Source organism: Enterococcus sp. 4G2_DIV0659 (genome assembly GCF_002140715.2).
Classification (GTDB): domain Bacteria; phylum Bacillota; class Bacilli; order Lactobacillales; family Enterococcaceae; genus Enterococcus_L; species Enterococcus_L mansonii.
Genome location: NZ_NGLE02000001.1, coordinates 3,158,900 through 3,172,663 on the forward strand (window position 1 = coordinate 3,158,900; position 13,764 = coordinate 3,172,663).

Consider the following 13,764-nt stretch of genomic DNA (forward strand, 5'->3'; position numbering starts at 1 on the left):
TAGTAGGAGGAAATGATAAAAAAATGAGCAAAGAAATGTTAAATGCATTAGATGCATTAGAAGCTGAAAAAGGTATTTCTAAAGAGATTGTGATTGAGGCGTTGGAGGCAGCTTTAGTTTCTGCATACAAAAGACATTACGGGCAAGCCCAAAATGTAGAAGTAGATTTCGATAATAAAAAAGGAAATATCCATGTTTATGCCGTGAAAGAAGTCACAGAAGAAGTGATGGATTCACAACTTGAAGTATCATTAAAAGAAGCAATGGAAGTAAATAAAGCCTACGAACTAGGAGATAAAATCCGTTTTGAAGTTACACCAAAAGATTTTGGTCGTATTGCGGCTCAAACGGCTAAACAAGTGATTTTACAACGTGTTCGTGAAGCTGAAAGAAATATTATTTATAATGAATTTAGCGCGTATGAAAATGATATCATGCAAGGAATCGTTGAAAGACAAGATCGTCGCTATATCTATGTGAATTTAGGTAAAATCGAAGCAGTTTTATCAAAACAAGATCAAATGCCAAATGAATTTTATCAACCGCATGACCGCATTAAAGTATACGTTTCGCGTGTTGAGAATACATCAAAAGGCCCACAAGTTTTTGTTAGCCGTAGTCATCCAGATTTACTGAAGCGATTATTTGAACAAGAAATCCCAGAAGTGTATGATGGCATTGTAGAGATTGTCAGCATTGCTCGTGAAGCAGGAGACCGTTCAAAAGTTTCCGTACGTTCAACTGATTCAAACATTGATCCTGTAGGGACTTGTGTAGGGCCAAAAGGTCAACGTGTACAAGCAATCGTTAACGAATTAAAAGGGGAGAATATGGATATCGTCGAATGGAATGAAGATCCTGCGATTTTCATCAGTAATGCACTGAATCCAGCACAAGTAGTTGATGTTATTTTTGATCCGAATAATAGCAAAGCTTGTACCGTTGTTGTTCCTGACTATCAGTTATCTCTTGCAATTGGTAAAAGAGGTCAAAATGCTCGCTTAGCAGCAAAATTGACTGGCTTTAAAATCGATATCAAGCCTGAATCTGAAATGGAAGAGTACTATGCCCAACAAGCACAACAAGAAACACCAGCAGAAGAAGAACATGACGAAGCAATCGTTACATCTGATATGACTGCTGATGATTATGAGAATGTAGAATTTGAAGAACAAGTTGCAGAAAACGAAGAACAAGTCTAAGGATTTGGAGGGAATAAAATGAAAAAAAGAAAAATCCCGCTACGTAAATCTGTTGTTTCAGGCGAAATGAAACCGAAAAAAGAATTAGTTCGAATCACGCGTTCTAAAGAAGGCGAAGTTGCGATTGACCCGACTGGAAAGATGGCTGGTCGTGGAGCCTACGTTGCGCTTGAACCAAAAGAAGTCCAAGAAGCGTGGGATAAACATATCTTAGATCGAGTACTAGAAACAAAATTGACAGATAGTTTTTATCAAGAATTGTTAGAGTATGTTGAACACCAAAAAGCCCGTAAAGAGTTGTTTGGCAATGGATAAAGAAAAAATATTAAATTTATTAGGTTTGGCTATGAGAGCTGGGAAATTAGTCACTGGAGAAGAATTAACAATCGGTGATATTCGTAGCAACAAAGCAAAATTTGTTTTTGTTGCATCTGATGCCAGTGACAACACAAGAAAAAAAATTAAGGACAAATGTTCTTATTACAACGTTCCTTGCAATGAATTGTTTGCTCACTCTGAGTTGAGTCAAGCGATAGGCAGAACACGCATGGTGATCGGTATTAATGATCAAGGCTTTGCAACCAAGTTCAAGGAACTAATCAAAGGTTAGGAAGGTGATTGCATGGGGAAAAAAAGAGTTTATGAATTAGCAAAAGAAATCAATCAATCAAGTAAAGATGTTGTGGAGAAAGCACATGCTTTAGGGATGGATGTTAAAAATCACATGGGCGCGCTCTCTTCTGATGATGAATCAAAACTTCGTCAAGCATTCGGAGGAAATAAGCCTGCACAAGGACAACAAAAACCTGTAGCTAAAGTACATGGTGGACAACCACAAACAAAACCAGCAAATCCAAAACCAGCTAACCAAAATGGAAATAGACCAAACCAACAACAAAACGGACAACAAAACCGTCCACAACAAAATAACCAGAACCGTCCAGCACAATCAGGACAACAAAATAACCAAAATCGTAACAACCAAAATCGAAACATGCAAGGAAGCAGCCAAAATATGACTCAAAACCGAACACAACAAAACAACCAAAATCGTCCAGCACAATCAGGACAAGCAAATAACCAAAACCGTAACAATCAAAATAACAACAACCAAAATCGTAATACACAAAATACGACGCAAAACCGTCCACAACAAGGACAAAGCAATAACAACCAAGGCAATCAAAACCGGACTAATAGTAATACTGGAAACCGCAACAGTAGTTTTGGCGGAGGCGGAGGTCAAAATCGTAACCGTAATGGTGGCTATAACAACCAAAACCGCAACAGATTCAACAAAAAAGGGAAAAAAGGCAAGTACCAAGAATCAACCAAACCAGCAGTACCAGCGCGTAAGTTCCGTGAATTGCCAGATGTATTAGAATATACAGAAGGCATGAACGTAGCAGATATCGCGAAGAAGATTCACCGTGAACCAGCTGAAATTATCAAAAAACTCTTTATGATGGGCGTAATGGTCAACCAAAACCAATCGCTAGATAAAGAAACGATTGAACTGTTGGCTGTTGATTATGGTATGGAACCGCAAGAAAAAGTTCAAGTAGATGTTGCTGATATCGATAAATTCTTTGAACCGGAAGCTTTAGTTGAAGAAAATCTTGTGACACGTCCACCAGTTGTAACGATTATGGGTCACGTTGACCATGGTAAAACAACGTTACTTGATACTTTACGTAATTCACGAGTAACTTCAGGTGAAGCAGGCGGTATTACACAACATATCGGTGCATACCAAATCGATATTGATGGTAAACCAATCACTTTCTTGGACACACCAGGACATGCGGCTTTCACAAGTATGCGTGCACGCGGAGCAGGTATTACTGATATTACAATCTTAGTCGTTGCTGCAGATGATGGTGTAATGCCGCAAACAATCGAAGCAATCAATCATGCGAAAGCGGCTGAAGTGCCAATTATCGTAGCGGTTAATAAAGTAGATAAACCAGGTGCTAATCCAGATCACGTAAAACAAGAATTAAGTGAACACGGATTGATTCCAGAAGAGTGGGGCGGAGATACGATTTTCGTCAATATCTCAGCTAAATTCAACCAAAACATCGACGAATTATTAGAAAATATTCTTTTAATTGCAGAAGTAGAAGACTTGAAGGCAGATCCAACACAACGTGCTATCGGTACTGTAATTGAGGCACGTCTTGATAAAGGAAAAGGACCAGTTGCAACATTACTTGTTCAACAAGGTTCATTGAAAGTTGGAGATCCAATCGTTGTCGGAAACACATTTGGTCGAGTTCGTGTGATGACGAATGATATTGGTCGCCGTGACAAAGCTGTAGGACCTGCTACTCCAGTTGAAATTACTGGATTGAATGATGTACCTCAAGCAGGAGATCGTTTTGTGGTCTTTGAAGATGAGAAAACCGCTCGTCAAGCTGGTGAAGAACGTGGTAAACGTGCTGTACTTGAACAACGTTCAGCTAGCAGCCGTGTGACGTTAGACAATCTATTTGAAAGTCTTAAAGAAGGCGAATTAAAAGATGTTAATGTTATTATTAAAGCAGATGTACAAGGGACAGCAGAAGCATTAGCTGCAAGTTTGCAAAAAATCGATGTTGAAGGCGTTCGTGTGAAAATCGTTCACTCTGCTGTAGGTGCGATCAACGAAAGTGATGTTACTCTTGCTGCGGCAAGTAATGCAATCATTATCGGATTTAATGTGCGTCCAACACCGCAAGCAAAACAACAAGCGGAACAAGAAGAAGTAGATATTCGTTTACACCGGATTATCTATAAAGCAATCGAAGAAATCGAAACAGCGATGAAAGGAATGCTTGATCCTGAATTCGAAGAAAAAATCACAGGTCAAATGACGGTTCGTGAATTGTATAAAGTTTCGAAAGTCGGAACGATTGCTGGATGTTATGTTACTGAAGGATCTATCCGCCGTGATAGTGGTGTTCGTGTAATCCGTGACGGAATTGTTATTTTTGAAGGCAAATTATCTAGTTTGAAACGCTTCAAAGACGACGCTAAAGAAGTTAAACTTGGCTTTGAATGTGGTGCCATGGTTGAAAACTTCAATGACCTTAAAGTTGATGATGTCATCGAAGGTTTTGTGATGGAAGAAATCAAAAATTAATAATATAAAAGTAAGAAAGAAGGGGAAACAGTATGGCAAATTATCGTGACCGCCGAGTGGGTCAAGAAATCATGCGGGAAATCAATGATATCTTGAGAAAACGTGTTAGAGACCCGCGTGTGCAAGAGATTACGATTACCGATGTTCGGGTGACTGGTGATCTACAACAAGCGACGATTTATTACAGTTTGTTATCTGATTTAGCTTCTGATCAACAAAAAGCGCAACAAGGATTAGATAAAGCAAAAGGATTGATCCGTAAAGAATTAGGTCAGCGTTTAACATTATATAAAACGCCAGAATTGATTTTTGAAAAAGATGAATCTGTTCAATATGGGAATCATATTGATGACTTGATTCGTAAGTTGAATCAAGGAGAATAGAAATAATGGAGCTTGGAACAGAAGTGTTTAACTCCGAGAAATAAGAAGGGATTCACGAAAATTAATCTTCAAATTTTTGTGAATTTCAGCTTATTTCCGAAGAATTTGCTTTTTCTCCCACCGTTTATTCGAATTCCTTAAGTTTGGGATGTGACTCGTAGAGTTATGTTCCAGACTTTTTTTATTTGGAGTTTCCAATTTGTTACTCATTTTAATAGTGATTATTTACACTTGTAATATAGTTGATTTTTGTAACTGTATTGAAAGAAAATGTAATGTTTTTTTCGATTAAATAAAAAAAATTTATGATATGATATATTACAAATCTAATTAAAGTCGCTAATAAAGAAATTGGAGGTTTCATGGTGAAGAAAAAAAGATGGTCATTAGTAGCAGTGTGCATGATTACAGTTGCAGGTACGATGATGCCGATAAGTTCGTTAGCTGAGACAGTTGATAAAAAAATAAAACAACAAGATCAAGAAATTTCAGCGTTAAAAGAGAAACAAAATGGGATAACTTCACAAATCACTGAGCTAGAAGAAGAGATAGCTTCGATTTTTGATGAAGGAATCGCTTTAAATAAACAAAAAACAAATTTAGCACAAGAATCTGAGCAACTCAAAAAAGATATTGTTGCTTTGGACGTGCGAATCAATAAACGAACTGAAGCGATACGTAAACAAGGCAGAAATGTTCAAGTAAATGGACAAGGCACTCAAATTCTTGATATTCTTTTAAATTCAAAATCAATTTCTGACGCGGTCGGAAGAGCTCAAGCAATATCTTCCATTTTGACAGCTAATAATGAATTGGTTGAGCAACAAAAACAAGATAAATTGCTTATAGAAGATAAAAAAACGACGATTGAAAACAATCTAACCTCTATAGAAGAGGCAAGTACTAAACTTGAAAAAAAGAAAGAAAATTTAATTGCGAAACAGGCAGACTTGAATGTACTAAAAGCAAAGGCTGAGTCGGAAACATCTGGTGCTGAAAATGCAAAAAATTCACTATTGAAGCAACAACAAGAAGCATTAAAAGCTCAGGTTGCAACGGAAGCGAAAAATAAAGAAGAGAAAAAAGTTGCTGCTTCTAGCGATTCATCTAAAGCAACAGAGAAACAATCTGTTCAAAAAGAAGAGTCTAGTGAGACAACCACGGCGCCTTCTACTTCTAACAATACTGAAGAGCCAAGTTCAAGTAAGCCAGAAGAAAATATTACTGATAATAATACAAATAACCCAGGAACGACCAAACCGTCAGAAACGCCTGATGTTCCAGTGACACCGCCAGCTACCTCTGGTGATGCAACATTCCAAGCGTTAAATGCTTTACGAGCAGCCCATGGGTTGAGTCCTGTAAGTTGGGATGCTGGTCTTGCAGCTTCTGCTACAAGTAGAGCGTCACTTATGCAAGATTTCCAAATACCATCAGATCATTGGAACAGAGGGGACGAAGTGATTGCGTTCATGTTTGCTCCAGGAAATTCTGTGATCATGGCTTGGTATAACGAAACAAATATGGTATCTCCATCAGGAACAGGACATCGTGATTGGGAATTAAATCCTGGTATGACACGTGTCGGATTCGGTTACGTGGGTGACGTGATTGTAGGACATTCTGCATAATAACAGAGGCCATTCCTAATCCATTTTGCTCATTTATAATGTTACTAAATAGTTGAATAAACGATTTTAAGAAGTCAGATTCTTTAGTAGCTTCTTTTAAAAGCCCCCGTAATGTCTTCATGCATTGCGGGTTTTTTTAGGATGTTGGATCATAAAGTACTAATAAGTGAACAAAAATGAGCGAAAGGAAATCTTTTTGTTTTTTTATACGCTCTTGAAGATGGTTATAAATAAAGTGCTAACTGTAATGTATGCTCGTTTTAATATGGAATATTAAAATTATTTTTTATTTTAAATAGTAAATTGCCCTTTTTTTTCTTCATTATGAACTTTTTTGATATATTTACTCAAAAATAATTTGATAAAATAAATTTACAAAGAGTTCGGTATTTTCGTTTCTTTGAAAAAAACATAGAAATTAATTTGGAGGGGATTTTTTATGAAAAAGCGAATTCTACCATCAGTGTTAACTGTAGTATTTTCTTTTAGTATACTTACTAGCGTCAATCAAGAGGTTTTTGCGAATGAGCAACGTGTTAATCAGGATAAAGCAGAGTTTAATTTTTATGCAGTTGGATTAAAAGCGCATGATTTAGAAATTGATCAGGATGAAAAATTTGATCCATTTGACAAAAGAATAGGTTTAGAGGCGACTGACAAAATGGCTGGAGATTTAACGAATAAAATTGAGGTTATCCATAATGATGTGAATAGTTCAGTACCTGGTAATTATAAAGTGACCTATCGAGTGAAAAATAGTCGAAATGAAGTGGCAGAAAAGACAATTAAAGTAAGTGTGAGAATTAATAATACATGGCCAAATGGTCAAGCATCTGGTTGGAAAATGTTTTCTGGTCATGATGTTCAACTTCAACATAATCCTAAAGAGGCCTTAATTGGTGATTATACATTCTATTCTGATAGTCATTCAAGTATATATAAACACTTTACTGAGAATGATGGGTTAAAAAAAGGAACAGAATATCGTGTGACGATCTATGTTAAACCCGTAAATGGTAAACCAGAAAGCAATCGAGTTAAAGTTTCTTTAAAAGAGGATCCAGCAGGCAAGGATAGCCGAGAGTTGCTTAATACATTTGCATCTAAAGAGCAATTGGCAGAAAAAGGATATTATAGAGTGACAAAAACCTTTAAAGTAGGAGAAAATGAAACAAATCCCTTGATTGTTGTTGAGAATTTTAGCGCTGGTTATATTGGTTCTATTAATATTTCTAAAACGGTTGAGCCGCCAAAACAAGCTGCTCCTATAACGATAAAGTATGTTGAGCATGAATGGTGGAATTTTCCAAATGGTACTGAATTAGCTACATCTGACACAATAACTGGAAATATTGGTGAGACCTATGAAACAAAACCTAAATTTATTCAAGGATACCGAGTAGATAAAAAGACACAAAACACATCTGGCGTGTTTACTACTGAACCCCAAACGGTCACTTATGCTTATACTAGAGTCGCTTATGATGTAAGAAATTTTGCAGAGAAAGAAGCAGATAGAATGTCTAATCAATTGATCGGAAAAGACATTGAAAAAGCACTAGCAAAACAACAAAAAAAATTAGGCTACTTAATTGGAGATGAATTGAAGCTAGAGGGTGTATCTACAAAATGGACGAGAACGATTCCAGAGAGTTCTAGCGTTCAAATAAATGATGAGACCAGAGTTTATGGAAGTACTGAATTTGCATATTTCAAAGCAAACCTTTCTAATTCATTTAATGAAATTACCATAAAAAAGACTTATAATGAAGATAGTTCTGATAGATTGGCTTTCGCAATAAGTACTTCTTATAAATACTTTGTCGAACAATGGGATGCTCAAAAAGAGCAATGGATCAAGAGTAGTAGCGCCTTTACAGGTCCCTCTTTCGGTAACGGTATCCTAGATTTTTCTGGTTATTATGAGATTGCTCCAAACTTAGATTTACAGATAATTAAAAATGAAATGGATATCCAAAAAGATTCTTCATTTAATATTAAACCAGAAGTATTTTATAAAGAATTATCCAGTGCTGGAGGAACCAGGTCGAAATTTGTTAACATACCAGACCTTTCCAAGCTTGGCCAACAAACAGTTCAAATCCGTGTCTGGGATCAGTATGTAACACAGTATGGATGGGATAGAGTAGATGGTATAGAGGATTCGGACTGGGAAAGTGGAGCGAGACCTCTAAATTCTAAACATTATAAAACATTTGATGTGACATTCAATGTTGTTGAAAAAAAATAAATAAAGTAATATAGAAATAATTAGGGAATTTATTATAGATGGAATACATTTGCTGTCTACTATTATTTTCCCTAGTTTTTTTATTCACTAGAATATCAAAAGTTTTTTTAGATTGCTTCATTTCGTTTATTTTTATTTAGAGAAGTGGCTAGTTTTTTAACTGAATTTTTCTACCCTTCTATGCTATAATAAATAAGTTAGTAACCTAAATGGAGGAAAATAATGGACGGTATTTTACCCTTATGGAAAGAAGCTGGCATGACAAGTCATGACTGTGTCTTTAAACTTAGGAAAATTTTACATACAAAAAAAATTGGTCACGGCGGTACACTTGATCCCGATGTGTCAGGTGTTTTGCCTATTTGTGTCGGTAAAGGAACGAAAGTAATTGAATACATGGTTGATTCTGGAAAGACTTATGAAGGAGAAATTACGCTTGGTTTTTCCACAACAACAGAAGATGCTAGTGGAGAAATAGTGGAGAATGTGACTCTTTCAAAAGCATTCTCGAATGAAGAAATTGATGCTGCAATGGAGAAAATGACAGGCATGATTACCCAAATTCCACCAATGTTTTCAGCGGTCAAAGTCAATGGAAAACGCCTCTATGAATATGCTAGGAATGGAGAAGAAGTCGAACGACCTGTAAGAAAAGCGATGATTTATTCATTTCAGCGGACGAGTGATCCTGTATTTAATACAGAAAGAGGAACCCAAAGCTGGCGTTTTAAAGTAGAATGTGGCAAAGGAACCTACGTAAGAACTTTGTCGGTAGACACGGGTGTAGCTTTAGGTGTTCCTGCCCACATGTCTGATTTAACGCGTACAGCAAGCGGAGGGTTAACTGCTGAACAATGTTTGACGCTAGAGCAAGTCGCAGAAAGAATGGCGAAAAACAACATTGATGAAACGTTATTACCAATCGAAACAGCCATTGGACAATTTCCACGCATTGATTTATCAGTTGAGCTTTACCAAAAAGTAAAAAATGGCATGCGCTTAAGCCGTGTTGAATTGGGACTAAAAGAGATGCCCAAAGACTTAATCGCCTTATTTTATCAAGATCAAGTTGTTAGTTTATATATGGCGCACCCAACAAAAACCAATATGTTAAAACCAAGCAAAGTACTAAGAAATAATTAATAGAAAGAAGTTTTAATATGCAAGTTATTCCAATACGTCACCCCTATAGTGCAGAGCAAATTCCAACTGATGAAGTTGTTATGGTACTAGGATTTTTTGATGGTGTGCACAAAGGTCATCAAAAAGTAATTGAAACTGGCAAAAAAATTGCTGAAAAAAAAGGTGTGAAATTGGCTGTAATGACCTTTAATCAGCACCCTTCAATTGTTTTTCAAAAAGTATTGCCAGAGCATATGAAATACTTAAACAGCTTAGAGCAAAAAGAACAGCTAATGGAAAAACAAGGAGTAGATATTTTATATGTAATTGAATTTACTTCTGCTTTTGCCCATCTAGCTCCGCAAGAATTTGTTGACCAATATATTGTTGGATTGAATGCAGTAGCTGCTGTTTCAGGATTTGATTATACCTATGGACCGAAGGAAGTAGCAGATGTTGCTCATTTGCCTGGATATGCAAATAATCGATTTGAAGTTATTACGGTGAATAAGGAAGAATTAGACGGTGAAAAAATTAGTTCAACCCGGATCCGAGAATTGATGGAACATGGGCGAATGGGAGAAGTTACTGAACTGTTAGGTTACGTGTATGAAACTGAGGGTACTGTGGTTCATGGTGATGCTAGAGGACGATTATTGGGGTTTCCGACAGCTAATATCAAGGTGAAAAGCACTGTGCGTTTACCTAGAATCGGAGTGTATGCGGTAAAAATTCAGGTTGGTAATACTTGGTATGTTGGTATGGGGTCAATAGGCCATAATGATACTTTTGGTGATGGTCGTGAATTGACAGTGGAAGTTTACATTTTGAATTTCCATCAAGATATCTATGGTGAACAAGTGACGGTTCGTTGGAATCATTATTTACGTGACCAAGTCAAATTTGATGGAGCGGATAATTTGATTATTCAATTGAAACAAGATGAAGTTGACACAGCGGCCTATTTTTGGGAAAGTGAGGATTAATATGACCTCAGCATATATCCATATCCCGTTTTGTGAACATATTTGTTTCTACTGCGATTTTAACAAAGTCTTTTTAGAAGGACAACCAGTTGATGAGTATATTCAAAGTCTACTGACAGAAATTCGTTTAACCAAAGAGCAATATCCAAGCGATACTATCGAAACCATTTACATTGGTGGTGGGACACCAACCTCATTATCTGCCAAACAATTAGCTGTATTACTGGAAGGTGTGCAAGAGTTGTTGCCTTTTGATAATAAAAACGAGTTTACAATAGAGGCAAATCCAGGAGATTTAACGCAGGAAAAGTTGCATGTGATGAAAGCGTACGGTGTTAACCGTCTATCAATGGGGGTACAGACATTTGATAATCAATTGTTGAAAAAGATCGGACGCAAACACACCGCAGAAGATGTTTATGAAACAATGAAACTTTTAGAAAAAGAAGATTTCTTAAATGTTAGTATTGATTTGATTTATGCATTACCAGGACAGACATTAGAAGGCTTTCGTGATACATTAAATCGAGCGATTGAACTGAATTTACCGCATTACTCTCTCTATTCTTTAATTTTAGAAAATAAAACAATGTTTATGAATTGGGTTCGTCAAGGACGTTTACAGTTGCCAGATCAAGATATTGAAGCGCAGATGTTCGAAGAAACAATCGTAGCCATGGAAAAAGCTGGTCGATATCAATATGAAGTGAGTAATTTCGCATTAAAAGGCCAGGAAAGCAAACATAATTTGGTTTATTGGAATAATGAACATTATTATGGGTTTGGAGCAGGAGCTAGCGGTTATTTAGGACATACCCGCTACAAAAATCATGGACCAATTCAGCATTATCTGAAGCCGTTACGAGAGAATAAATTGCCAACAGTCGAAACAGAAATTCTTACGTTGAACAATCAAATGGAAGAAGAATTATTTTTAGGATTGCGTAAAAAAGATGGTGTGTCGAAACAACGATTTAAAGACAAATTTGGTCTATCTATAAATCAAGTTTACGAAAAAATAATTCCTGAATTGGTTCAAAAAGAGCTATTAGTCGAAACAGCCGATTACCTCCAACTTAGCGAACAAGGTTTATTTGTTGGGAATGATGTATTTGAAGCCTTTTTGATAGATAAGGAATAAATAGTTGAATTTTAATAGAAGTCGGGACAGAAAGGATTTAACCTCTAAGGACAAAAGGGGCACGTCTAATCCCGTTGTCGATTTGTATTTAGGGTATGAAACAAAAGTGGTTTTTACTTTTGTTTCATACCTTTTTTATGTTTTAGCACTCTGTATCAAAGAGTGCTAAAAAAGTATGTTTTTCTCTTGACAATTCTAAAAGAACTTGCTATATTAATAATTGTATTAGCACTTGAATAACATGAGTGCTAATGAAGGGTGGTAACTATGATAACTGAAAGACAAAAGAATATTTTGCGGCTTATCATCCAAGAATACACGAATACAGGGATGCCTGTAGGGTCAAAGAAATTGATGGATGAAGGAATCCAATCAAGTTCTGCTACAATTCGTAATGACATGAAATCCTTGGAAGAGCACGGACTTTTACTAAAGACACATTCGTCTTCTGGTAGAATTCCTTCTATGGATGGTTATCGTTATTATGTGGATCATTTATTAAGTCCAGCTGAAATTGAGCGTGATGAGTTGGAAACAATTCGTCATTCGTTAGGCAAAGAATTCCACGAAATCAATGATATCATTGAACAATCTGCTGAAATTCTTTCTGACTTAACAAGTTACACAGCTTTTTCTTTAGGTCCAGAAGTAAAGGAAAGAAGATTGACTGGTTTTAGAATCGTGCCACTAAATGAACGGCAAATCATAGCAATCATCGTTACTGACAAAGGCAATGTTGAAAGTCAGGTATTTGCGATACCAGCATCTATTTCAAGTCAAGATTTAGAGAAAATGACTCAAATCATTAATGATAAATTAGTTGGACAACCACTCTTGACGGTCTATCATCGATTGCGAACAGAGATCCCAATGATTTTGCATCGGTATTTTCAAACGCCTGATGGTATGATGAATTTATTTGATGCAATGTTAGGGCATGCATTTGAAGAAAAAGTATTCGTCAGTGGTCGGATGAACCTTTTAAATTTCAGCGCACAAAAGGACATTGAGCAACTAAAATCTGTTTATTCTTTTATGCAAAACACGGATGCGATTACGCATCTACTAACGACAGATGAAAGAACAGATACACAAATAGCCATTCGGATCGGTTCAGAAATAGGAAATGATTTACTTGATAACATGAGTATGATTACAGCGACATATGAAGTCGCAGGTCATGGTAAGGGGACAATTGCTTTATTAGGTCCTACAAGTATGCCTTATTCCAAAATGTTTGGTCTAGTGGATGTTTTTCGCCATGAATTAGCTTCAAAACTTGGTGCTTATTATCGCTATCTTGATGAGTAAGTAAAAAGTTGAAAGATAGAATTCTAATAATTCTACGGAAATGAGAAGGGAAGTTGCATAGTGAGTAAAAAAGAGGAAACAAACGAAGAGTTACAAGAAGAACAAGTTGAATCAGTTGATGAATCAACGGCTTCTGAAACAGAAGTTGAATTAACAGAACTTGAGAAAACCCAAGCTGAACTATCAGAAATGGAAGACAAATTTCTAAGAGCACGTGCTGAAATTGCTAATATGAGCAATCGTTTTAAAAATGAACGTGAACTTCTAGTTCGTTATCGTTCGCAAGATTTGGGTAAAAAGTTATTACCTTCAATTGATAACTTAGAGCGTGCAATGGCAATTGAAGTAGATGATGAACAAGGTGCAAGCTTGAAAAAAGGAATCTCAATGGTTCTTGAAAGTGTACAAGCTGCATTGAAAGAAGAAGGCATCGAAGAAATTCCGACAATGGGTGAAACATTCGACCCTAATTTACATCAAGCAGTTCAAACGATTCCAGCAAGTGAAGAAACACCTGCGGATACAATCGTTGAAGTGCTACAAAAAGGATATAAACTACACGATCGCGTTTTACGAGCAAGCATGGTTATCGTTGCCCAATAAGTAGCATGAA

The 13,764-nt window shown here is 36.4% G+C and carries 12 protein-coding genes; all 12 read left to right on the plus strand.

Annotated elements, in window-relative coordinates; all coding sequences use genetic code 11:
• Positions 1 to 23: 23 nt before the first annotated feature.
• The 12 genes from nusA to grpE all read left to right on the plus strand — a co-directional run bounded on the left by nusA (position 24) and on the right by grpE (position 13,754).
• Positions 24 to 1,202 (plus strand): transcription termination factor NusA, encoded by a 1,179-nt coding sequence (gene nusA / locus A5880_RS14820; RefSeq protein ID WP_086329839.1) that lies wholly within the window; start codon positions 24 to 26, stop codon positions 1,200 to 1,202.
• Positions 1,203 to 1,220: 18 nt separating this feature from the next.
• On the plus strand, positions 1,221 to 1,517 hold the full coding sequence (rnpM, locus tag A5880_RS14825; RefSeq protein ID WP_086329840.1) for an RNase P modulator RnpM: 297 nt from the start codon (positions 1,221 to 1,223) through the stop codon (positions 1,515 to 1,517).
• Positions 1,510 to 1,812 carry a YlxQ-related RNA-binding protein gene (locus tag A5880_RS14830; RefSeq protein ID WP_086329842.1) on the plus strand — a complete coding sequence of 101 codons (303 nt, stop codon included), beginning with the start codon at positions 1,510 to 1,512 and terminating at the stop codon, positions 1,810 to 1,812. The genes rnpM and A5880_RS14830 overlap by 8 nt, the downstream gene beginning before the upstream one ends.
• Positions 1,813 to 1,824: 12 nt before the next feature.
• Positions 1,825 to 4,326, plus strand: a complete 2,502-nt coding sequence (gene infB / locus A5880_RS14835; protein WP_086329843.1) for a translation initiation factor IF-2 — start codon at positions 1,825 to 1,827, stop codon at positions 4,324 to 4,326.
• Between the two features lie 32 nt (positions 4,327 to 4,358).
• A complete protein-coding gene (gene rbfA, locus A5880_RS14840) occupies positions 4,359 to 4,709 on the plus strand; it encodes a 30S ribosome-binding factor RbfA (RefSeq protein WP_086329844.1) in 351 nt (116 codons plus the stop codon).
• 365 nt (positions 4,710 to 5,074) lie between these two features.
• Entirely contained in the window at positions 5,075 to 6,340 is a 1,266-nt protein-coding gene (locus tag A5880_RS14845) for a coiled-coil domain-containing protein (protein ID WP_086330315.1), read from the plus strand.
• A gap of 439 nt (positions 6,341 to 6,779) precedes the next feature.
• Positions 6,780 to 8,591 carry a MucBP domain-containing protein gene (locus A5880_RS14850; protein ID WP_336577213.1) on the plus strand — a complete coding sequence of 604 codons (1,812 nt, stop codon included), beginning with the start codon at positions 6,780 to 6,782 and terminating at the stop codon, positions 8,589 to 8,591.
• Positions 8,592 to 8,813: 222 nt separating this feature from the next.
• Positions 8,814 to 9,734, plus strand: a complete 921-nt coding sequence (gene truB, locus A5880_RS14855) for a tRNA pseudouridine(55) synthase TruB (protein ID WP_086329846.1) — start codon at positions 8,814 to 8,816, stop codon at positions 9,732 to 9,734.
• Positions 9,735 to 9,751: 17 nt separating this feature from the next.
• Positions 9,752 to 10,699, plus strand: coding sequence for a riboflavin biosynthesis protein RibF (gene ribF, locus A5880_RS14860; protein ID WP_086329847.1), 948 nt, complete (start codon positions 9,752 to 9,754; stop codon positions 10,697 to 10,699).
• Position 10,700: 1 nt separating this feature from the next.
• A complete protein-coding gene (hemW, locus tag A5880_RS14865; protein WP_086329848.1) occupies positions 10,701 to 11,840 on the plus strand; it encodes a radical SAM family heme chaperone HemW in 1,140 nt (379 codons plus the stop codon).
• A 267-nt stretch (positions 11,841 to 12,107) separates the two neighbouring features.
• Complete coding sequence (gene hrcA / locus A5880_RS14870) at positions 12,108 to 13,151, plus strand: heat-inducible transcriptional repressor HrcA (protein ID WP_086329849.1); 1,044 nt, start codon at positions 12,108 to 12,110, stop codon at positions 13,149 to 13,151.
• Between the two features lie 60 nt (positions 13,152 to 13,211).
• A complete protein-coding gene (gene grpE, locus A5880_RS14875; protein ID WP_086329850.1) occupies positions 13,212 to 13,754 on the plus strand; it encodes a nucleotide exchange factor GrpE in 543 nt (180 codons plus the stop codon).
• Positions 13,755 to 13,764 lie beyond the last annotated feature (10 nt).

Bases quoted from the DNA above. Each gene is read 5' to 3' on its own strand.
- nusA (WP_086329839.1), top strand. From the start codon at position 24: ATGAGCAAAGAAATGTTAAATGCATTAGATGCATTAGAAGCTGAAAAA.
- rnpM (WP_086329840.1), top strand. From the start codon at position 1,221: ATGAAAAAAAGAAAAATCCCGCTACGTAAATCTGTTGTTTCAGGCGAA.
- A5880_RS14830 (WP_086329842.1), top strand. From the start codon at position 1,510: ATGGATAAAGAAAAAATATTAAATTTATTAGGTTTGGCTATGAGAGCT.
- infB (WP_086329843.1), top strand. From the start codon at position 1,825: ATGGGGAAAAAAAGAGTTTATGAATTAGCAAAAGAAATCAATCAATCA.
- rbfA (WP_086329844.1), top strand. From the start codon at position 4,359: ATGGCAAATTATCGTGACCGCCGAGTGGGTCAAGAAATCATGCGGGAA.
- A5880_RS14850 (WP_336577213.1), top strand. From the start codon at position 6,780: ATGAAAAAGCGAATTCTACCATCAGTGTTAACTGTAGTATTTTCTTTT.
- truB (WP_086329846.1), top strand. From the start codon at position 8,814: ATGGACGGTATTTTACCCTTATGGAAAGAAGCTGGCATGACAAGTCAT.
- ribF (WP_086329847.1), top strand. From the start codon at position 9,752: ATGCAAGTTATTCCAATACGTCACCCCTATAGTGCAGAGCAAATTCCA.
- hemW (WP_086329848.1), top strand. From the start codon at position 10,701: ATGACCTCAGCATATATCCATATCCCGTTTTGTGAACATATTTGTTTC.
- hrcA (WP_086329849.1), top strand. From the start codon at position 12,108: ATGATAACTGAAAGACAAAAGAATATTTTGCGGCTTATCATCCAAGAA.